The organism is Methylobacterium phyllostachyos, assembly GCF_900103445.1.
GTDB classification, from domain to species: Bacteria; Pseudomonadota; Alphaproteobacteria; order Rhizobiales; family Beijerinckiaceae; genus Methylobacterium; species Methylobacterium phyllostachyos.
In genome coordinates this window covers 21,861-42,692 of record NZ_FNHS01000002.1, presented here as the reverse complement: position 1 = coordinate 42,692, position 20,832 = coordinate 21,861, and the positions used below count along the sequence as shown (strand labels likewise).

The 20,832-nt window shown below is 71.0% G+C and carries 19 protein-coding genes; 11 read left to right on the top strand and 8 right to left on the bottom strand.

From position 1 onward, the window contains the following. Positions 1-40 precede the first annotated feature (40 nt). Complete coding sequence (mutY, locus tag BLQ49_RS02905) at positions 41-1,384, top strand: A/G-specific adenine glycosylase (protein WP_091713865.1); 1,344 nt, start codon at positions 41-43, stop codon at positions 1,382-1,384. Between the two features lie 106 nt (positions 1,385-1,490). Here mutY and BLQ49_RS02900 read toward each other — a convergent pair whose 3' ends face one another. After that, a complete protein-coding gene (locus BLQ49_RS02900; RefSeq protein ID WP_091713864.1) occupies positions 1,491-2,597 on the bottom strand; it encodes a site-specific DNA-methyltransferase in 1,107 nt (368 codons plus the stop codon). A gap of 725 nt (positions 2,598-3,322) precedes the next feature. Here BLQ49_RS02900 and BLQ49_RS02895 point away from each other — a divergent pair. From BLQ49_RS02895 to BLQ49_RS02875, 5 genes are all read left to right on the top strand, one after another. Continuing rightward, positions 3,323-3,673, top strand: a complete 351-nt coding sequence (locus tag BLQ49_RS02895) for a septal ring lytic transglycosylase RlpA family protein (protein WP_091713169.1) — start codon at positions 3,323-3,325, stop codon at positions 3,671-3,673. A gap of 113 nt (positions 3,674-3,786) precedes the next feature. Further along, a complete protein-coding gene (locus tag BLQ49_RS02890; RefSeq protein WP_091713167.1) occupies positions 3,787-4,101 on the top strand; it encodes a polyhydroxyalkanoic acid system family protein in 315 nt (104 codons plus the stop codon). A 91-nt stretch (positions 4,102-4,192) separates the two neighbouring features. After that, on the top strand, positions 4,193-4,426 hold the full coding sequence (locus tag BLQ49_RS02885) for a hypothetical protein (protein WP_091713166.1): 234 nt from the start codon (positions 4,193-4,195) through the stop codon (positions 4,424-4,426). A gap of 213 nt (positions 4,427-4,639) precedes the next feature. After that, positions 4,640-6,442, top strand: a complete 1,803-nt coding sequence (locus tag BLQ49_RS02880) for an ATP-binding cassette domain-containing protein (RefSeq protein WP_091713164.1) — start codon at positions 4,640-4,642, stop codon at positions 6,440-6,442. 41 nt (positions 6,443-6,483) lie between these two features. Further along, positions 6,484-7,974, top strand: coding sequence for a carboxypeptidase M32 (locus tag BLQ49_RS02875; protein ID WP_091713162.1), 1,491 nt, complete (start codon positions 6,484-6,486; stop codon positions 7,972-7,974). 329 nt (positions 7,975-8,303) lie between these two features. Here the strand turns inward: BLQ49_RS02875 and BLQ49_RS02870 are convergent, their stop codons facing one another. Both BLQ49_RS02870 and BLQ49_RS02865 read right to left on the bottom strand, forming a co-directional pair. Further along, the gene (locus BLQ49_RS02870; protein ID WP_091713161.1) at positions 8,304-11,780 is read right to left on the bottom strand and encodes a YhaN family protein; all 3,477 of its coding nucleotides are present in this window, start codon (positions 11,778-11,780) and stop codon (positions 8,304-8,306) included. 17 nt (positions 11,781-11,797) lie between these two features. Further along, positions 11,798-13,036, bottom strand: coding sequence for a metallophosphoesterase family protein (locus BLQ49_RS02865; protein ID WP_091713159.1), 1,239 nt, complete (start codon positions 13,034-13,036; stop codon positions 11,798-11,800). Between the two features lie 208 nt (positions 13,037-13,244). On the opposite strand from BLQ49_RS02865, the gene BLQ49_RS02860 reads away from it, so the two are divergent. Continuing rightward, complete coding sequence (locus tag BLQ49_RS02860) at positions 13,245-14,027, top strand: endonuclease/exonuclease/phosphatase family protein (RefSeq protein WP_244507438.1); 783 nt, start codon at positions 13,245-13,247, stop codon at positions 14,025-14,027. Here the strand turns inward: BLQ49_RS02860 and BLQ49_RS02855 are convergent. The 3 genes from BLQ49_RS02855 to BLQ49_RS02845 form a co-directional block, all read right to left on the bottom strand. Next, positions 13,945-15,381, bottom strand: a complete 1,437-nt coding sequence (locus BLQ49_RS02855) for a phospholipase D-like domain-containing protein (protein ID WP_091713158.1) — start codon at positions 15,379-15,381, stop codon at positions 13,945-13,947. The genes BLQ49_RS02860 and BLQ49_RS02855 overlap by 83 nt on opposite strands. Before the next feature lie 65 nt (positions 15,382-15,446). Further along, positions 15,447-15,749: a hypothetical protein gene (locus BLQ49_RS02850; RefSeq protein ID WP_091713156.1), complete on the bottom strand. Its 303-nt coding sequence runs from the start codon at positions 15,747-15,749 to the stop codon at positions 15,447-15,449. A 128-nt stretch (positions 15,750-15,877) separates the two neighbouring features. Further along, the gene (locus tag BLQ49_RS02845) at positions 15,878-16,696 is read right to left on the bottom strand and encodes an enoyl-CoA hydratase (protein WP_091713154.1); all 819 of its coding nucleotides are present in this window, start codon (positions 16,694-16,696) and stop codon (positions 15,878-15,880) included. A gap of 180 nt (positions 16,697-16,876) precedes the next feature. On the opposite strand from BLQ49_RS02845, the gene BLQ49_RS29465 reads away from it, so the two are divergent. Both BLQ49_RS29465 and BLQ49_RS02840 read left to right on the top strand, forming a co-directional pair. Next, on the top strand, positions 16,877-17,032 hold the full coding sequence (locus BLQ49_RS29465) for a DUF5993 family protein (RefSeq protein WP_167627610.1): 156 nt from the start codon (positions 16,877-16,879) through the stop codon (positions 17,030-17,032). A 14-nt stretch (positions 17,033-17,046) separates the two neighbouring features. Continuing rightward, on the top strand, positions 17,047-17,607 hold the full coding sequence (locus BLQ49_RS02840) for a disulfide bond formation protein B (RefSeq protein ID WP_091713153.1): 561 nt from the start codon (positions 17,047-17,049) through the stop codon (positions 17,605-17,607). Between the two features lie 19 nt (positions 17,608-17,626). Here the strand turns inward: BLQ49_RS02840 and BLQ49_RS02835 are convergent, their stop codons facing one another. After that, the gene (locus BLQ49_RS02835) at positions 17,627-18,070 is read right to left on the bottom strand and encodes an AMP-dependent synthetase (protein ID WP_091713151.1); all 444 of its coding nucleotides are present in this window, start codon (positions 18,068-18,070) and stop codon (positions 17,627-17,629) included. A 273-nt stretch (positions 18,071-18,343) separates the two neighbouring features. Between BLQ49_RS02835 and BLQ49_RS02830 the strand changes: the two genes are divergently transcribed. Continuing rightward, positions 18,344-18,757: a hypothetical protein gene (locus BLQ49_RS02830; protein WP_091713149.1), complete on the top strand. Its 414-nt coding sequence runs from the start codon at positions 18,344-18,346 to the stop codon at positions 18,755-18,757. A 15-nt stretch (positions 18,758-18,772) separates the two neighbouring features. Here the strand turns inward: BLQ49_RS02830 and BLQ49_RS02825 are convergent, their stop codons facing one another. After that, on the bottom strand, positions 18,773-19,462 hold the full coding sequence (locus BLQ49_RS02825) for a uracil-DNA glycosylase (protein ID WP_091713147.1): 690 nt from the start codon (positions 19,460-19,462) through the stop codon (positions 18,773-18,775). 245 nt (positions 19,463-19,707) lie between these two features. Here BLQ49_RS02825 and hemH point away from each other — a divergent pair, with 245 nt between their 5' ends. Beyond that, positions 19,708-20,793 carry a ferrochelatase gene (hemH, locus tag BLQ49_RS02820; protein WP_091713146.1) on the top strand — a complete coding sequence of 362 codons (1,086 nt, stop codon included), beginning with the start codon at positions 19,708-19,710 and terminating at the stop codon, positions 20,791-20,793. Positions 20,794-20,832: the final 39 nt, after the last annotated feature.

Genomic DNA, 20,832 nt, shown 5'->3' with positions numbered 1-20,832 from the left:
CGGCCTCCGGCTATGCAGCGCGGACCCAGTCGACCCGATCATGCCGCCCCGCACAGTCACGGATCATCCAGCCGGTCCCGAACCGCGCGCCGACGACCTGCTCGCCTGGTACGACCGGCATCGGCGGGTCCTGCCGTGGCGGGCGCTCGCCGGCGAGGTGCCCGATCCCTACCGGGTCTGGCTCTCCGAGGTGATGCTGCAGCAGACCACGATCGCGGCCGTCAAACCGTATTTCGAGCGGTTCCTCACCCGCTTTCCCGACATCTTCGCCCTGGCCGAGGCCCCCGAGGAGGCCGTGATGGCGACCTGGGCGGGGCTCGGCTACTACTCCCGTGCGCGCAACCTGCACGCTTGCGCGAAGGCCGTCGCGGCGGCCGGCGGGCGCTTCCCCGATACGGCCGAGGGCCTGCGCAAGCTCCCCGGGATCGGCGCCTACACGGCGGGCGCGATCGCGGCGATCGCCTTCGACCGGGCCGAGGCCGCCGTCGACGGCAATGTCGAGCGGGTCCTGAGCCGGGCCTACGCGGTCGAGGCGCCCTTGCCGGGGAGCCGGCCGGAGATCCGCCGGCTGACGCAAGCGCTGGTTCCCGATGAACGACCCGGAGACTTCGCCCAGGCGCTGATGGATCTCGGCGCCACGATCTGCACGCCGAAGCGCCCCGCCTGCGCGCTCTGCCCCTGGATGCTGCCCTGCCGCGCCCGGGCACTCGGCACGCAGGAGGCATTCCCGCGCAAGATCAAGGTGGCCAAGGGGGCGCTGCACCGCGGCGCGGCCTTCGTGGCGATCCGCAGCGGCGACGAGGCGGTGCTGCTGCGGACGCGGGAACCGGAGGGCCTTCTCGGCAATATGGCGGAGCCGCCGGGCAGCGCCTGGGAGCCGGATTACGATGTCGCCGGTGCGCTGCTGGACGCGCCCCTCGATGCCCGGTGGAAGCGCCTGCCGGGCCTCGTCCGCCACGGTTTTACACATTTCCCCTTGGAATTGACCGTGTTCGCGGCCCGCGTGGCCCTCTCGACACCGGCACCGGCCGGCATGCGCTTCACCCCGCGGAGTGCCCTCGACGAGGAGCCGCTGCCGGGCCTGATGCGCAAGGTCCTGGCCCACGCCTTCGATCCGAAGCCCGAGCCGGAGAAGAAGCCGCGCGGGCGCCCGAAGAAGGAGCCGCCGTCAATGCCGCTGCTGGCGGCCATGGAGGCGCCGGTCTCGATGCCGGACCCCGAGCCGCGCCCGCGCATCCGAGCCGTGCCGAAACCGCAGCCGAAGCCTGCGCCCATGCCACCGCCGGACGTGGATGATCTCTTGGAGGGAGAGGTTGAGCTATCGACCGCTCCGGTGCGTGCCCGATCGTCGGCCCGCCGGCCAGGGTCGGTCCGGAAGCGATAGCCCAACCGTCATCGCGAGCGCAGCGACGCGACCCAGGGCAGCGCGACACGGACAGGCGTGGCGCCGACTGGGCTGCTTCGCTCCGCCCGCGAAGACGGTGGGCGTGTCAGCCGTTCGCCATCGCCTGCCGCAGGCCCGCCCGGTAGGTGTCGATCACCACCGGCTTGCCGCCGCGCTCGACGTGCCAGAACGTCCAGCCGTTGCAGGCCGGCAGACCCTGGACCAGCGCCCCGATCTTGTGGATCGAGCCGATCACCAGACCGTTGTCGAGCTGCCCGTCCGGCCGCACCGTGGCGCGGAAGCGGCGGCGCTCGTCGATCACGGTCTCGCCGGGGCGGATGTGACCCGCCTCGATCACCGACAGGAACGGCACCCGCGGCTCGGCGCGCTTGGTCGGCGCCACCATCAGGGCCGCCTTCGACAGGGGCTCCACGGCGGCGATCCGCGCGCGGGCCGCCTCGGCGTAGGTGGTCTCGCGCTCGATGCCGATGAAGCGGCGGCCGAGGCGCTTGGCGACGGCGCCGGTCGTGCCGGTGCCGAAGAATGGGTCCAGCACCACGTCGCCGGGATTGGTCGCGGCCAGCAGGGTCCGGGCGAGCAGGGCCTCGGGCTTCTGGGTCGGATGGACCTTCTGCCCATCCGAACCTTTGAGCCGCTCCTCGCCGGTGCAGAGCGGGATGAACCAGTCCGAGCGCATCTGGAGGTCTTCGTTCCCCCCTTTGAGCGCCTCGTAATGGAAGGTGTAGCCCTTCGACTGTGCCGAGCGCGAGGCCCAGATCAGGGTCTCGTGGGCGTTGGTGAAGCGCTTGCCGCGAAAATTCGGCATCGGGTTGGCCTTGCGCCAGACGATGTCGTTGAGGATCCAGTAACCGAGATCCTGCAACGCGCTCCCGACCCGGAAGATGTTGTGGTATGACCCGATCACCCAGAGGGTTGCGTTCGGCTTCATCACCCGGCGGCAGGCGGCAAGCCAATCCCGCGTGAAGGCGTCGTAGGCCTCGAAGGTGGCGAACTTGTCCCAGTCGTCGTCGACGGCATCGACGCGGCTCTGGTCCGGGCGCAGCAGGCCGGCTTCGCCGAGCTGCAGGTTGTAGGGCGGGTCTGCGAACACGCAGTCGACGCTCGACGCCGGCAGGGCGTTCATGGCTGCGATACAATCCCCGACCAGCACTTGGTCGAGGGGCAGGGGACGCTGGGCGGGTACGAGACCCATCCGTGGCGCCGACGCGGGCCGCCCGGCACGCGAGACCTGTTTCCGGGCGACGGCGTCGGCAGCCACGGTACGCGGGGAAGCCATGGCAAACACCGGTTACGCGACTGACCGGCAGACCATGCTCCCGACAGGGTAAAGGCCGGGTTTTCAAATTTTCTCGATGAGCGTCCCGTTCTGGGGCTGCAGTTTTTGCCGGGTCCGGAACCCGCGAATCCCGAACACGTTAAGGAAGCTTGATGACGGTGTGGAGCGCCACAGCCGGCAGGCTGCCCCATGGCGCTGTGCTCTTGTCCCAGGCCCGGCCATGTCGGAGCCGCACGACCCGGACATCTATGCGGACGATCGCGCGCTCCCCGGAGCGAGCCGTGCGGACCAGGCGCTTCCCATCTGGATCCTGTGGACGATTGAGCGCCTGAGCTTGACGGCGCGCATCCACCTCAGTGGGATACTGGGTCACGCTCAGCGCAAGGCTTTGGACTATTTTCCTTTCGCCGTGTGTTCCAGCCTGGCCTTGGGAAAAGCTTGCATAATTCCAGCTTTGACTTGCCAGCCTGTATTTCCAAGCAAAACTGGAAACGCTCCGCAACAATCGCGCATGTAATCAGAATCTGACGCGAAAAAGCCGGGCGCAATGCAACCGCGGCCGCAAGTGAAGACCCGCCTTATTCCGGCCGATTTCCGAAACGACTGGCGCCGTCCCGAAAAAACAAGGGAATGCGCAAAGAATGACGTTTGGTTTCGGTAAGCTCGTTGTCTCGCTTGGAATGCTGTCCACCGTCATCGGAGCAAGCCTCCCGGCCGCCGCGCAGAGCGGAGCGGCCTCCTGGTACGGGAGCGGTCACCGCACCGCGAACGGCGAGCGTTTTAACCCCAACGGACTGACCGCCGCCCATCGCAGCCTGCCGTTCGGCACCCGCGTCCGCGTCGAGAATACCCGGACCGGCCGCTCGGTGGTCGTTCGCATCAACGATCGCGGGCCGTTCGTGCGCGGCCGCATCATCGATCTGTCGCGCGGCTCCGCCCGCGCCCTGGGCATGGGCGGCACGACCTACGTGTCGCTGCAAGTCCTGCACTGATCCCACACGGAGGTCGGGCCGCCTCCGCCTGAGAGGGTGGGGCGGTCCCGACCGTTGTCTGGGGCGGCCCGAGGCCCCATCTGCTGCCGGGTTCAAGCCCGGATCAGCGTTTCATGCCCAAGCCCCTCATCGTCGACATCCCGCACGACCTCGGCCGCGACGAGGCCAAGCGGCGCCTGGAGCACGGCACCGATCAGGCCCGGGCGTTCCTCGCCAAGAGCGGCGTCACGGTGGACCAGCTCGCCTGGACGGGGGATCGCCTCGATTTCGGTGTCTCTGCCGTTGCACAGAAGATCGCCGGCACGATCGATGTCGGCGCCGAGAGCGTGCGGCTCGAGGTGAAGCTGCCGTTCCTGCTCGCCCTGTTCGCCGAGAAGATCCAGAAGGTGGCGAGCAAGGAAGGCAATCTTCTGCTGACCAAGAAGTAACCGCCCGGAACCGGATCAGTCGGGCCTTGTTTCCGCCCGAACGACGTCGGTCCCACAGATCGGGCCGCCGTCGGTCTCGCGGAGGATAGCGATGCCCGATTTCACCCTCGCCGACCCGGGGCAGGTCCCCGAGGTGCCGCCGCAGCCCAGCCCGGCGCCGGACCGGCCCTACGAGCCGCCGCAGGCACCGACGCAGCCGCCGGGTCCGGAAATCCCGGGCAACACCCCAGCCGAGTCGCCTGGCATTCAGCCGCCGGAGATCCCCGTGAACGATCCGGGCGCGCCGGAAATCAGCCCCCCGGGGCCGGCGAACCCCGTCGCCTGATTCCCGGGACGGCCTGGATTTGCATTCATGACTGCCCAGGCGGTCAATTCGGGAAGGCGCAGGCCCCCTCTCCCGTACGGAAGAGGGGGCTCGGTTGCACGCCATCGGAGGCGTCGTCTGTCGCCCTGTGTAGCCGTTGCAGTGTGATCGGCCAGCATCTGAGGCACCGGCGCGGGTTTGAACGGTGAGCCGCACACTGCCATAAGCCGGCGCATGGCCGCTCCCCCGCTACTGACTCTCCAAGACGTCGCGCTGACCTTCGGCGGCACCCCGCTGATTACCCGCGCCGAGATCGCCATTGCGCCGGGCGAGCGGACCTGTCTCGTCGGGCGCAACGGGTCCGGCAAATCGACCCTGATGAAGATCGCCGCCGGGCTGGTCGAGCCCGACAAGGGCCGCCGGTTTGTGCAGCCCGGCACCACGATCCGCTACCTCGCGCAGGAGCCCGATTTTTCCGGCTTCACCACGACGCTGGATTTCGTCGAGGCCGGTCTGCCGCCGGGCGAGTCGACCTACCGGGCCCGCTACCTGCTGGAGAGCCTTGGCCTGACGGGGGAAGAAGACCCCCAGAAGCTTTCGGGCGGGGAGGGGCGGCGCACCGCGCTCGCCCAGGCGCTGGCCCCAGAGCCCGACGTGCTGCTCCTCGACGAGCCGACCAACCATCTCGACCTGCCGGCAATCGAATGGCTCGAATCGGAGCTGCGGAACACCCGCGCCGCCCTCGTGCTGATCAGCCACGACCGGCGCTTCCTCTCGGCCCTGTCGCGGGCCACGATCTGGCTCGACCGCGGCGAGACCCGCCGGATCGACCAGGGATTCTCTGGCTTCGAGGCGTGGCGCGACGCCTTCTTCGAAGAGGAGGAGCGCGACCAGCACAAGCTCGACCGCAAGATCGCCGCCGAGGAGCACTGGCTCCGCTACGGCGTCACCGCGCGGCGTAAGCGCAACGTCCGCCGGCTCGGCAACCTGCACGAACTCCGGCAGAACCGCCGCGAGGTGCGCCGCCCGGTCGGCAGCGTCAGCATGCAGGCCTCGGATGCCGAGTCGTCGGGCAGCTTGGTCGTGGAAGCCCGTGACATCGCCAAGGCCTATGGCGAGCGGAAGATCGTCGAGGGCCTGTCGCTGCGGGTGATGCGTGGCGACCGGCTCGGCATCGTCGGGGCGAACGGCGCCGGCAAATCGACGCTGATCAACCTGCTGATGGGCCGGCTCGAACCGGATTCCGGGCAGGTGGTGCTCGGTACCAACCTGATGCCGGTGGTGCTCGATCAGGCCCGGGCCGTGCTGGTGCCCGGCATGACCGTCACCGACGTGCTGACCGGGGGCCGGGGCGACAGCGTCACGGTGAACGGCCAGAGCCGCCACGTGATCGGCTATCTCAAGGACTTCCTGTTCACCCCCGAGCAGGCGCGCACGCCGGTCTCGGTGCTGTCGGGCGGCGAGCGCAACCGGCTGCTGATCGCCCGCGCCCTGGCGCAGCCGGCCAACCTCCTCGTCCTCGACGAGCCCACCAACGACCTCGACCTCGAAACCCTCGACCTGCTTCAGGAGATGCTGGGCGATTACCAGGGCACGCTGATCCTGGTGAGCCACGACCGCGACTTCCTCGACCGGGTGGTCGGCAGCGTGCTCGTGTCGGAGGGGGCCGGCCGCTGGGTCGAGTATGCCGGCGGCTACAGCGACATGCTGATCCAGCGCGGCCAGGGTGTCGAGGCGCGCACCGTCGCGCCGAAGGCCAAGGAGCCCAAGGTCCGCGCCGCAGCGCCGGCGGCCGCACCGTCCGGCAAGCCGAAGCTCGGCTTCAACGAGCAGCACGAGTTGAAGACGCTGCCGGCCAAGATGCAGAAGCTGGAGGCGGCGATCGGCCAGCTCAAGACGATCCTGGCCGACCCCGACCTCTACGCCCGCGACCCCGCCCGGTTCGACAAGGCCTCGACCATGCTGGCCCAGGCCCAGACCGAGCTGTCGCAAGCCGAGGACCGCTGGCTGGAGCTGGAGATGCTGCAGGCGGGGTAAGCGCCGCAACCCTTTACGAGACTGACCGGACCGGAGATCGCATGACCGCCTATCAGACCCTCGAACAGCGCTTCGCCCGGCTCGCCGCCCTCGAAGGCGCCGCCGGGATCCTCGGCTGGGACGCGCAGACCCTGATGCCGGACGGCGCCGCCACGGCGCGGGGCGACCAGCTCGCGATCCTGCGCGGTCTCGCCCACGCGATGCTGACCGAGCCCGAGGCGGCCGCGGAACTCGACGCCGCCGAGCGGGATGGCGGCCTCGAATCCTGGTCCGCCGCCAACCTGCGCGAGATGCGCCGCGCGCAGGCGCATGCCACCGCTGTGCCGCGCGATCTGGTCGAGGCGAGTTCCCGGGCGGTCTCCCGCTCCGAGATGGTCTGGCGCGAGGCGCGGCGCGACGCCGACTTCGCCAAGCTGGAACCGCACCTCGCCGAGGTGCTGCGGCTCCAGCGGGAGATCGGCCAGGCCAAGGGCGCGGCGCTCGGACTCGATCCCTACGACGCGCTGCTCGACAGCTACGATCCCGGCATGCGCCGGGCGACGATCGACCCGCTGTTCTCGGATCTGACCCGCTGGCTGCCGGACCTGATCGCCCGCGCCCGGGAAATCCAGGCCTCGCGCCCGGCGCCGCTGCCGCTCACCGGCCCGTTCGACGTTGCGGTTCAGCGCGCCCTCGGCCTGAAGCTGATGGAGGCGGTGGGGTTCGATTTCACCCGGGGCCGGCTCGATATCAGCCTCCACCCGTTCTGCGGCGGCGCGACCGACGACGTGCGGATCACCACCCGCTACGACGAAGCCGATTTCGGCCGGGCCCTGATGGGCGTGCTGCACGAGACCGGCCACGCCCTCTACGAGCAGGGCCGTCCGGAGGCGTGGCGCAACCAGCCGGTGGGCTCGGCCCGCGGCATGAGCCTGCACGAGAGCCAGTCGCTGATCGTCGAGATGCAGGCCTGCCGGAGCCGGGACTTCTTCACCTTCCTGGCGCCGCTGCTGCGGGAGGCGTTCGGGCGCTCGGGGCCGGAATGGTCGCCGGAGAACCTGCACGCGCTCAACACCCGGGTCGCGCCGGGCTTCATCCGGGTCGATGCCGATGAGGCGACCTATCCGGCGCATATCCTGCTGCGCTACCGGCTGGAGACCGCGATGATCGCGGGCGATCTCGCGGTGCGGGACCTGCCGGGGGCGTTCAACGACGGGATGCGGGAGCTTCTGGGCCTCACCGTGCCGGACGACCGGGTCGGCTGCCTGCAGGACATCCACTGGCCGAGCGGCGCCTTCGGCTATTTCCCGACCTACACGCTGGGTGCGCTCGTGGCGGCGCAGCTGTTCCGGGCCGCGCGGGCGGCCGAGCCGGCGCTGCCGGGCTGCCTGGCGGAGGGCGATTTCGCGCCGCTGCGGCGCTGGCTGCGCACGAACGTGCACGAAGTCGGCAGCCTGCTCGACACCGACGCGCTGCTGACCCGTGCCACGGGTGCGCCGCTCGGCACGGACGCGTTCCGGGCGCATCTGGAGGCGCGGTATCTCGGGGGGTGATGGCCGCACGCCCTGCTCCGCCTCTCCCGCGCAGAGCTACGATGCTCACATATCTCTGATCGACACCGACGCAGGTGAGGGAGCGCAACCGGCCCCCTCTCCCGAGCGGGAGAGGGCTGGGGTGAGGGAGGAGAACTCACAGGATCGAGCAGGCGACCGACGCGGGTCGAAGGCGCGCCTCTTCCGGACGGACCTGATCCCTCACCCTGTCCCTCTCCCGCTCGGGAGAGGGGACCCGCGCCTGATCCTGAAGCCCTGGTGCCGTCGTCGTGTGACGCCGCCATCGGACCTATGCGATCCTTGTGGGGCGCGCAGAAGGTCGAGCCCCATCAAAGCGCCACGATATCGACCGCGTCCCCCAGCCGCGCCCGCGCAATGTCGGCCACGTGACGGTGGTGTGTGAACAGGATCGGCTGCACCGCGGCGCCGATCTCCGCGAGCGCGTCCAGGCCGAAGCCGGTGCGGGCCTCGTCGAAGGTCGAGAACAGGTCGTCGCCGATGAACGGCGCCGGCTCGGCGCGCGCGGCGTAATCCTCCAGATAGGCGAGCCGCAGGGCGAGGTAGAGCTGATCGCGGGTGCCCTCGCTCATGCCCTCGATCCCCACCTGACCGCCGCCAGCGCGCTGCCCGGCGAGCTTCGGGGTATCGTCTTGATCGAAGGTCTGCGCGAGGCCCGAGAAGGCGCCGCCGGTGAGCGACCGGAACAGCGCCCCGGCGCGCGCCACCAGGGGATCCTGCTGCCCGGCCCTGTGCCGGGCCACCGCCTGACCGAGCATCAGCCCGGCGAGCCGCAGCACTGCCCAGGACCGGGCCGCCCCCTGAAGATCGGCCTCCGCGGCCTTGCGCTCGGCCAGCGCCAACTCGGCCCCGGTCCCGCCTTCGAGCTCCGCCCGCCGCCGCTCGGCTCGGTCCCGGTCGGCAAAGATCACCCGCCCGCGCTCCTCCTGCTCCTCGGCCTCCAGGGCGAGCCGCGCCAGCTCAGCCTCGATCGCCTCGGGGGAGAATGCCTCCAGCCCGGCGCGTAACTCTGCCTCCGGCAGCCCGTCCGCCGCCCCCGCGAGGGTGCCGCGCAGGCGAAACAGGTCGGCGCGCAGCGTCTCCCGGGCCCGTAGCCGTCCGAACAGCCCCTCGATCTCGGGCATCGGCGCCTCGGCAAGCTCCAGCCTCGCCCCGGCGAGGTGGCGGCTCAGTGCCGCGCGCGCAGCCGCTTGCCCGTCGGTGGCGGCGCGGCTCGCGACGGCGGCTTCTTCGAGCCGACGGTCGAGGTCGGCCCGCCGGGCCTCCCGGTTCTGGGCCGCGACGAGGCGGGCATGCAGCGTGCGCACCGCAGCCGCAGGGCTCTCGTCGGCGAGATCGGGGGCGAGTGCCTCGACCAGAGCGGCCGCATTCGCCCGAAACGCCTCCCGGTCGCGCCGGATGCCGGCGGCCCGCCGGTCCAGGGCGGCGCGCTCGGTGAGCCGGTCGGGCACCGCCCGCCACGCCTCCAGGGCGCTCTCAGCCTCCTCGGGCCGGGAAGCGGCGTCGAGACCGAGGGGTTGCAGGGCTGCGAGCCAGTCGGATTGCCAGACGGCCCGACGGCCCTCCGCCTCTACGCGGGCCGCCTCCAGACGCTCGACCGCGGCGCGCGCGGCGTGCAGCAGGCCGCCGGTCTGCAGGCTCGCCTCCCAGCGGCTCGTCAGGGTGGCGACCCGCGCCTCGAACCGATCCAGACGCGCGCCGAGGTCGAGATCGGGCTCCGGTTCCAGCCCGGCGCGGGTCCAGAGATCGGCGATGGGCGCCCGAGCGGCCTCGATGACCGCCGCGACCCGGTCCCGCTCGATCCGCTGATCGGCGAGCCGTTGCTCGGCCTCGATCAGGCTCTCGACCTCGCCGAGCCACGCCGCCATCTCGGCCGGTGATCCGGGGGTGACGCCAGCCGGCCGCCATGCCTCGCGCCACGCCACCTCGCCCTCGGCGATCTCGGCGACGATGCCCGCCAGATTGTCCTCGGCGGCCGCCAGCTCCGCTTCCTCGGCGGCGAGACGGTCGCGGTCGGCCGCATGCGCGGCGACCCGGGCGGCATCGCTGGCGCGCTCATCGGCAAGGCGATCCGCATCGAGGAGCGCGCGCTCATAAGCGGCGAGGGACGCGGGCTCGATACTCCGCCCCACTGCCAGGGCGTCCCGGAGCGGCGCGAAGGCCGCGTCACGCGTGGCGCGGCAAGCCTCGATCCGCTCCCAGGTGGCGATCGGCCGGCCGGCCTCGCGCTCGCACAGCCGATCCCGGGTGGCGGCGGCCTGCCGGCGGGCCGCGTCGCGCTGGTCCGTGGCCCGCTCGCGCTCGCGGGCCTTGCCGTCGAGGAGGGCGCGATAGGCCGCCACCGTCTCGGGCGAGGGCAGGGGCATCCGCACGAGGGCAGCGCTGTCGGCGACCGGCGGCACGAGCCGGGCGGCCTGATTGCGCAGCAGCACCGTCTCCCGCCGGATCGCGGCTTCGAGCGTCTCGTGGGCGTCGATCCGCTCGCGCAGGCGGACGAGCGGCTTCAGCGCCTCCCGCAGCGGCGCCGGATCGCGCGGGGCGCCCGCCGCCTCGATCTCCCCGGCCAGACGGTCGCGCTCGGCCAGAGCAGCCGTGCGATCGCGGGCGAGCTGATCCTCGGCGGCCGCGAGCGTCCTGTGCTCGCGGATCAGACGCTCGATCCGCGCCCGGGCGGCATCGCTCGGCTGATTGGCTTCCAGGGCCGCGAGGTCGGCGACGCCGATCCGGGCGCGCAGCCGTTCGAGATCCAGGCCGACCTTGTGGGCGTCGCCCTCGATCCGGGGGAGATCGGTGCCGCCCTTCTCGAATTCCTTGGTGCCGCTGAACGCCGCCAGGATCGCGTCGGCCCGCAGCGTCAGCCCCGGCTCGACCGGCACCGCCTCGGCCTCGGCCCGCGCGCGGGCGAGGGCGGATCCGGCCTGCTCGGCCTCGACATCCGCGATGCGGCACTGTTCGAGAGCGGCGCCGAGTCGTTCGATCCAGACTGGATCCGCGTCGATCAGGCCGTCCTCGGCGGCGATGCGCTGCTCCAGGGCATCGATCTCGCCGAGCAGCGGCCGGACCCGTTTGAGCCGCTCCAGGCGGGCGCGGGCGACGGCGAGATCCTTCTGCTCGGCCCGGAGGGTGTCGAGTTGCCCGGCTGCGGCGGCGATCTCATCGTTCAGGGCGCGCCAGTCGCCGGAGCGCAGGGTGGTGTCGCGGATCGCCCGGCGGGCGGTCTCGTGGCGCTCCAGGGCCTGGTAAAAGGTCCGGTGCTTGGCTTGCCGCGGGGCGAAGATCGCGTCCGCCTCCTCCTCCAGGGTGGTCTGCAACTCCGTCAGCCCGCGCAGGCCAGAGCCCGCCGCGAAAAGGCTCGCGCCGACCTCGCCCTCGACATCGACCATCTCCCGCCCGCCGGCCCGCAGGCTCGCGGCGTCGAGGCCGAAGGCGCGGCAGAACACGGTGCGCGAGATGCCGCCGAGGAATGGCGCCAGGGCATCGTCCGAGATCGGCGCGTCGGCGGCGTCGATCAGGGTGCGGGCATTGCCCTTCCGGCGGCGGAAGCTCAGCCGGCGCCCGTCGGTGGCTGCGATCTCCGCACCGAGGCGCAGAAGGGGCATGTCGTGCTGGAAGGCGTACGGGGTGGTTTTCCCGAACCCGAACAGCAGGTCGGTGACGGCCGCGAGCGCGGTGCTCTTGCCGGCCTCGTTGGCGCCCAGCACCACGTGCAGGCGCGCATCCGGCCGGAACGCGAGGGCGCGGTCGGTGAAGGCGCCGTAGCGCTCCAAAGCGAGGTGGATCAGGCGCATCGGGGCTCTCGATCCACTCAGCAGTGCCGGCCGGTGAGGCGGCCGAGGATCAGCGCCTCGGCCTCGGCGCAAATTGCGTCGAACTCGGCCTCCAGATCGGCCTCGGCCGCGACCGCAGCGGGCATCCGGCCGCCGATCTCCTCCAGCGCGGCCCTGGCCCGGCTCCGGAACTCGGGATCGCGGTCGAGGTCGGCGAGCAGGGCGGCCGGGTCGATCGCGGCGCCGGAGAAATCCACCGCGGCCGGCGGCCGGCGCGTCTCGATCTTGAGGCGTTCGAGCCAGAGATCCTCGTGCAGCCGGTGGGCCGCGGCCTGGATCTCGGCCGTCACGGACTCCCGATCGGCCGCCAGGGCGTCGTGGGCCTTCGTGGTGCCGGCGAGATGGACGCGCACCAGCACGAGCCGGCTCGCCGCGAGGCCCGCGAGCGGGCGTAAGGTTGCCTCCACAGCCTCGATGACGGTGCGGGTGTCAGCGGCCTCGGCGAGATCCACCGAGACCCGCTCGAACCGGGCGCGGTCGAGGGCGAGGCGGGTCAGGCCGGTCACCCGGCCGTCGGCCACCTCCACCAGGACGGCACCCTTCTGCCCGCATTCGCGGATGCTCCGGCCCTGGAGATTGCCGGGGAACACGATCCAGGGATCCTGGGACAGCTCGGCATATTCGTGGATGTGGCCGAGCGCCCAGTAATCGTAGCCCTTGCCTGCGAGGTCGGCGACCGAGCAGGGCGCGTAGATCTCGTGGGCGGCGTGGCCGGTGCAGGAGGTGTGCAGGATCCCGAGGTTGAACCAGCCCGGCAGGGCGGCCGGGTAGGTCAGCGACAGGTTCTCCTCGACGGCCCGGCCCTGGAAGCTGCGGCCGTGCAGGGCGACGCGCAGGGCCTCGATCCGGTGGGTGCCGGCGCGGTTGGCCGGGAAGACGTGGACCGAGGGCGGCAAGGTGATCGCGCGGGTGATCACGCTCTCGGCGTCGTGGTTGCCGCGGATCAGGATCGTCGGGATGCCGGCGCGGTCGAGGCGGCTCACCTGCCGGGCGAAGAACAGGCCGATCGTGTTGTCGGCCCAGTCGCCGTCATAGACATCGCCCGCCACGACCACGAAGGCCACCGCGCGCTCGATCGCCTGGGTGACGAGATCCTCGAAGGCCTGCCGCCCGGCGGCAGCGAGGCGGCGGGCGAGATCCGCATCGCGGGTCGCGAGGCCCGAGAGCGGGCTGCCCAGATGCAGGTCCGCCGCGTGGATGAAGCTGAAGGCTGACATCGGCCCTTGGGAAAACGGTGGCGCGACCGGAACACGCGACTCTCCAGCGGGAGCCCGCGGTAACGAGGCTGGCTCTTAGGCCGGGGGCGGGGCGCGGCTCAAGCGCGGCGCGTCGTCGATCCCCCATCCCGTCGAACGTCCGGCCGCCACGCGCGTTACAGCGGGGCGGTGGCGGGAGCGCCGCGCGGTGAGGTACGTATCCGGCCCGATGACCATCGCTGCACGCCCAGGCCGCCTCGGCCCGACCACGGTCCCGAATCCGCCGCTCCGGCCGGCGGAGGCCCACGCGCCGTTCAAGATCGTCAGCTGGAACCTGCTGCGGCGCACCGGCGCGGCCGTCGATGACGTCGCCGCCCTGGTGGCCCAGGAGAAGCCGGATCTGCTGCTGATGCAGGAGGCGACGCGTGCCATCGGATTCCTGCTGGACCGGATCGGCGGGCACTATGCCTGGGCGCCGCTGCCGGGGCGGATCCACGGCCTCGCCATGTGGAGCCCAAAACCCTGGCCCGCGCCCCCGCGGGTGATCACGCTGCCCTCCGGCGCCCTGGTGCACCGGGTCTGCCAGATCCTCGATCTCGGCACGTTCGGCGTGGCCAATGTCCACCTGTCGCACGGGCAGATGCTGAACCGGCGCCAGCTCCGCCGGATCGTCTCGGAGCTGCCCCCGCGCGCCGCCGTGCTCGGCGATTACAACATCGTCGGGCCCGCGATGATCCCGGGATTCCGCGATGTCGGCCCCCGCCGGCCGACCCACGCGATGGTGGAGGTGCTGCCCCTGCGCCTCGACCGCTGCCTCGCCCGCGGCCTGATCTGCCACGCGCACGCGGTGCTGCCGCGGGGGCCGTCGGATCATCGGCCGATCGTCGTCCATCTCGGGCCGGCGCCCGAGGCGCACGCGCCCGCCCGCTTCAAAGGTATGGCAGCAGCAGTCGCACGCCTGCGTCGCGCAGACGGATCGGGAGTGCGCGCGCGGCGAGATCCTCCCGGCTGAGCCGCGCCTCCATCTTGCCGCGCATGAAGTGGTCCAATTCAGCGGCGAGATTTGCGTCGATGATCTCGACGTTCAGCTCGAAATTGAGCCGGAAGCTGCGCATGTCCCAGTTCGCGCTGCCGACGAAGCACCAGATGTCGTCCACCACCATCACCTTGGAATGGTCGAAGGGCGGCTCGTCGAGCCAGATCCGGACGCCGGCCCGGAGCAGCGGGTCGAGATGCGCCCGCGTCGCCCAGTCGATGAAGTGGTGGTCGCTGACCCGCGGGATGATCACGTCGACGGTGATGCCCCGGGTCGCGGCCTGGGCGAGGGCACCGGTGACCAGCTCGTCCGGCAGGAAGTAGGGCGTCACGAACCGGACGGTCTTGCGCGCACAGGCGAGCGCCTGAAGGATGACCTGCTCGATCTTCTCCACGTCAGCGTCCGGACCTGAGGTCACCGCCCGGGCGACGCTGTTGCCGGTCGGCTCAAGGTCGACGAACCACGGCGGCCCGTCGAGGTTCTCGCCGGCCGCGAAGGCCCAATCGGCCGCGAAGGCGGCGGCGAGTTGCTCCACCACGGGGCCGGTCAGCCGGTAATGGGTGTCGCGGATCGGGTGCTCGGGCTTCAGGGTGACGCGGTTCGCGTGCCAGATGTTCAGCCCGCCCGTGAAGGCGATGCGCCCATCGACGATCAGCAGCTTCTTGTGCGAGCGCAGGTTCAGGAACGGCATCCGCCAGGGCAGGGCCGAGTGCATGAACAGGGCCGCCGGCACGCCGGCCGCGGTCAGGCGGCGGTAGACCGGCGCCCGGAAGTACCCGCCGCCGATCCCGTCGATGATGACCCGGACCTCCACACGGCGGCTATGCGCCTCCACGAGGGCATCGCAGAACTCCCGGCCGGTCGGATCGTCGCGAAAAATGTAGCTCGACAGGCCGATGCTGGCCTTCGCCTCCCGGATGGCCGTCAGCATGGCCGGATAGCCCGCATCGCCGTTGCGGAACATCTGGACGGTGTTGCCCGCGAAGGCCGGCAGGCCGGTGATGCGCCGGATCGCCCGATCGAGGGGCCAGAGCGCCTCCGGCACCACCGCATCGTCGGTATCGGGCAGATGGGTGGGGTCGGAGAGCTTGGTCCGGAGACGACGGGCCCGGCGCGAGACGCGGTTGATGCCGAAGGTCAGGTAGAGCGCGGTGCCGAAGATCGGCGACAGCCACGCCAGACCGATCCAGCCCACCGTGACACTCACGCGCCGCTTGCGCAGCAGGGCGTGCAGGGTGACGCCGATGGCCAGGGCGAAGCCGATCAAGGCTTCCACGTCCGCGCGCATCAGCGCGGTCGATTGCAGCCATCGCGTGAGCGCGTTTTCCAAGGTCTCGGTATCCGGTTCGCGGGTCGTGGCGCCGGATATAGTCGAAGGAAACGCGGGCGCGCGGATTAATCCGCAGGCTTGACCAAATGCGCGGCCGCAGCCGGGTGATCACAGCGATAGGGGCCGCTGCCGTCGAGCGCCGCGTACAGGACGCGGCCACCGGACTGGATGCAGCGCGCCTTCGCCTCGGCGTAGGGCCGGTGGAAGCTCCAGATGGTGATCATCGGCCCCACCATGGCGATGCAAATGCCGCCGAACACCAGGGCGGCGGCCCAGGTCGCACCATTGCGGTTCGGGCGCGGCGGCCGGGGCGGCGGCATCGCGCCGTAGAAGGCCAGCGTCAGACCGAACAGGTCGATGGTGCTCATCAGCCGTTCCGCGTTGAGGGCGCCGGGTTCAGCAGACCTTGGCGCAACCACCATCCTAGGGCAGGGCGACGCCATAACCTACGTGCGCAGCGCCGATGGACCTGCGTCCTATCGCGCAACGCCGTCGGTCACGGCTCCCAGCGGGGCGGGCGCTTGCCCAGGAAGGCGTCGATGCCCTCCTGCGCATCGGCCATCATCATGTTCCGGACCATGACGTCGGCCGTGTAGGCATAGGCCTCCTCCAGGCCCATCTCGATCTGCCGGCCGAACGCCTCCTTGCCGATCGCCAGGACGCGCCGGGCTTTTCCCGCGATGCGGGCCGCCAGCGCGCCGATTGCGGCGTCGAGCTCCGCCTCCGGTACGACGCGGTTGACGAGGCCGATCCGCAAAGCCTCCTGGGCGTCGATCGGCTCGCCGACCAGCAGCATCTCCAGCGCGACCTTGCGCGACACGGCACGCGAGAGCGCGACCATCGGGGTCGAGCAGAACAGGCCGATCTGCACCCCCGGCGTGGCGAAGCGCGCCGCCTCGGTGCAGATCGCGAGGTCGCAGGTCGCCACGAGCTGGCAGCCGGCCGCGGTGGCGATCCCGTGGACCCGGGCGATCACCGGCTGCGGCAGGCGCGTGAGGCTCAGCATCAGACGGGCGCAGGTGCGGAACACCGCCTCCGTCGCCGCCCGGGACGGGTCGGCGCGCATCTCCTTGAGGTCGTGCCCCGCGCAGAAGGCCGGGCCGGCCCCCTGCAGGATTACGACCCGCACCGTGGGATCGTCGCGGATTGCGTCGAGCGCGTCTTGCAGGGCTTCCATCAACGCCATCGACAGGGCGTTGCGGGCGTGCGGGCGGTTCAGCGTCAGGGTCGCGACGCCGTCGGCATCGTTGCGCAGCAGGATCGGGCCGTGCGAATCGTGCGCGACGGACGGGACCGGCGCGGGGGCGGCTGTCATGGGGCGTCTCCCGATGCCGGGCGGCCTTTAGGGGCGCCGGCTTTTCGACCCACAGGTAGCATGTGAGCCAGCTGGCTGCGACGCCAGCGCGACAGGTCCGCGAAAGCTTGGCCCCTCATGCGTGCCGGCTCAAACGCGGGACCAGGCTCCCCCGGCCCCGCAGACAGACGGAGATTGTCCATGATGGTGCTGCCGTTCGTCGGCTTCGCGGGCAGCTTGGCCGCCCTGTTCGCAGGACAGCGCGGCCTCGCGATCGGCCTGTGGCTGGCCGCGCTGATCGGCACGCTCGCGCTGTACGCGGCCCATGCCACGTCGACGCTCAACCTCGCCTTCTAAGCGAAGCACCCGCCATGACGCTGCTTCACGCTCGGACGCTCAACGCCCTCGGATTGCTGGGCTGCTGCGTCATCCTCTTGGTGGCGTTCGGCTACCAATTCGCGCTCGGCGAGTTGCCGTGTCCGCTCTGCCTCCTGCAGCGGGCGGCGTTCGCGGCATCGGGCATCGGCTTCGCCCTCGGCGTCCGATTCGGCCCCCGGCCGTCGCATTACGGGATCGCGATCCTGAGCGCGCTCGCCGGCGCGGGCATCGCGGCGCGGCAGGTCGCCCTGCACATCGTGCCGGGAAGCGGCGGCTACGGCGCGACCCTGTTCGGCCTCCACTTCTACACCCTCGCGCTGATCGCCTTCGTGGCGCTCATCGGGGCGGTGGCCGTGCTTCTGCTGATCGCCGACATGGTCCGGCCCGAGCCGCCGGCAGGGCAGGGCGTCGGGACCTTCGGGACGGTCTGCCTCGTGCTGTTCCTGGGCGTCGTCCTCGCCAATGCCGTCTCGACGGCGGCGGAATGCGGCACCGGCCTGTGCCCGGACGACCCCACGCGCTACGAGGCGCTCGACGCGTGGCTGAAGCGATAGGCCCGGCTCTGACGACGCCTCAGGCCAGCTCGGCGAGAGCCAGATCCAGGCTCGCGAAATCGGCCCCCGGGCCGTTCCACCACAGGGCCGGGTAGGTCCCGAGGCGACCCATCACCTCGGCGTAGGCATCCGCGAGAGGCGTGTCGGCAATGACCAGGGCGGCTCCGGCCAGGCCCTCGGCGAGCGCGTCACCGCCGCGGCCGGCGAGGCAGGCCACGCGCAGGCCGATGCGGGCCAAGCCGAGGCGCATCGCCTCCGCCTGCCCGAGATCCTGCACCAGCAGCGCGACGGTATCGCCCGCCCGGAGGCCTTCGCCCCAGGCCCAGCGGGCCACGCGGTGCGGACAGACCGCAACGGGCGGAGCCGCCTCGGCGCGCCGTCCGCTGGTGCCGGAAATTCGCCCCTCGGCAGCGCGGGGCGCCGGAGTGGGAAAGGACGTGACAGTGGATTCGAAGCCGAACATGCGATGCAGACCGCCTGGATCTGGACAAACCGTGATGTCTGGCGTGACGCGAGCCGGTTAACACTCTGTCTCACCGCACGGCAGCACGGGAACAAGGGCCGCTTTTCGGTCGTTGTAACGCCCTTCACTGGTCCTATGACCAACGAGGCGTGAAGACCAAACGGTGCATTGTCGTCAAATTCGGTCGCAGTGGCACGGGGTTCGAACCGACCTATGTTGCTCTCCGTCGAGGCGGCCCGCCAGAGGCCGCATTCATCGAGGAAACAGGTTCGCATGCGCCACGTCGTTCTGTCCGCCGCCCTGATGGTCGCCGCCCTGCCGGCGCAGGCGCAGATCCGGAACGCGCCGGCTCCGCGGGCACTGGAGTTCGCCGCCTACATCTTCGCGGCCGCCAACGTCTGCGGCTATCGGATCGGCAGCGATCAGTTCGAGGGGCTTCTGGCGAAACAGAACGTGCGGATCGCCGACGTCCAGCCCCGCGGGCCGTTCGGCAACCGGGTGCAGACGATGTTCACGCTGATGTCGAACCAGATGCAGCAGAACCGCGATCAGGCCTGCCTCGCGGTGGCCGGCGAGTACGGGCCGGAGGGCACGGTCGCCAAGAACGTGCTGCTGCCGGCGGGCCAGGACGCGCCGGCCAAACCCGCCGAGCCCGCCAAACCCGCGGAGCCCGCCAAGCCGCAGTGATCGACACGTCGATACCTAGTCCAGCCGCCATTCGATCGGCTGGTCTCCATGCTCGGCGAGCCAGCGATTGGCCCGGCCGAACGGGTCCGAACCCGGAAAATCCCGGGCGCGGTTGAGCGGGGAGGGGTGCCCGCTCTCGAAGACGCCGTGGCGGGTCTGGTCGATCAGCGCCGCCCGGGCACGGGCCTGGGCACCCCAGAGCAGGAACACGGCGGGCTCCGGGCGCGCCGAGACCGCCGCCACCGCCTCGTCGGTCAGCCGCGCCCAGCCGAAGCGCAGATGCGCCCCGGCCTTGCCGGCCTCGACCGTCAGCGCGCTGTTGAGCAGGAGAACCCCCTGTCGGGCCCAGGCCGTGAGGTCGCCGCCCGCGGCGCGGTCGGACCCCGCCTCGGCCAGGATGACCTTCAGGGAGGCGGGCAGGCGGCCCGATCCCACGAACGAGAAGGCAAGGCCGTTGGCATCGCCCGGGGTCGGGTAGGGGTCCTGTCCGAGAATCACGGCGCGCACCGCCGGCAGGGGCGTCTCCGTGAGCGCGCGAAAAATCTGGGTTGGGGCCGGCAGCACGCGGGCGCCCGCCGCGATGCGTTCGTCCACCCGGGCCGCCACCGCTTCAGCCGTCCCATTGCCGAAGAACGGCAGCGCCAGCCAGGGTGAGCCGGAGGCGCGGAAGGCCGCGAGGGCATCGGCCACGGGTGTTGCGCTCATCGAATCTCCAGTTGTTCCGGCAAGAGCCTCGGTTGCAGCGCGCCGCCCACCGTGGTTAGGGACAGGAGTCGTGCGTGCGGCTCCGGTGCGGCATGTCGCATCCGGTCTTCGCCGGGCGGCATCGCACCCTACATGGAAGCACAACCCGACGGGTTAAGCCTCCGGTCCAGGCTCCAGCGCGCGCGCTGGCCACCGGATATCTGTAGCCAGAGGAAGGACTCGGCGCGCGGCGCCGGAACGCTGTCATGAACGAACGCGTCGAACCCGCCGCCGCGCTGGCGAATGGCCGTCCCCTCGCCCCACGCCAGCCCGGGGCCGATACCCTGCCGGCCGACCATCCGAAGGTCGCCTGGGGCCGCGTCGGCGTCCTGCTGATGAACCTCGGCACGCCGGAGGGCACGAGCTACTGGCCGATGCGCCGGTATCTGAAGGAGTTCCTGTCGGATCGGCGGGTCATCGAGGTGTCGCGGCTGATCTGGTGGCCGCTGCTCAACCTGATCATCCTGACCAAGCGCCCGGGGCCAAAGGGCCGCGATTACGCCAGCGTGTGGAACAACGCGCTGAACGAAGGGCCACTCAAGACCACCACCCGGGGCCAGAGCGAGCGCCTCCAGGCCGCGATGGGTGATTCGGTCGTGGTCGATTGGGCGATGCGCTACGGCAAGCCGGAGGTCGCCGGCCGGATCCAGGCGTTGCTGGACCAGGGCTGCGACCGCATCCTGCTGGTGCCGCTCTATCCGCAATACGCCGCCGCCACCTCGGCCACCGCCTGCGATCAGGCGTTCCGCGCCCTGATGGACATGCGCTGGCAGCCGACGGTGCGCGTCTCGCCGCCCTACCACGACGACCCGGTCTACATCGCCGCCATGGCCGATTCGATTCGGGAGGGGCTGGCCAAGCTCGATTTCGAGCCGGAGGTGATCCTCACCTCGTTCCACGGGGTGCCGCGCAGCTACCTGCTCAAGGGCGATCCTTACCATTGCCAGTGCCACAAGACCGGCCGGCTGATCCGCGAGGCGCTGGGGCTGTCGCCGGACAAGATGCGGGTGACCTTCCAGTCGCGCTTCGGCAATGAGGAATGGCTCAAGCCCTACACGGACGAGACCGTGATGGAATTGGCCAAGTCCGGCGTGAAGCGCATGGCGATCGTGGCCCCGGGCTTCACGGCCGATTGCCTGGAGACCCTGGAAGAACTCGACGGCGAGAACCGCCATTATTTCGAGGAGAATGGCGGCGAGCGCTTCGCCTACATCCCATGCCTGAACGACAGCGACCTCGGGATGAAGGTTATCGAGCACGTGGTGCGCCGGGAATTGCAGGGCTGGATCTGAGAACGGGGTCCGCGCGCTTGCTGCGCAGCCCGGACCGCC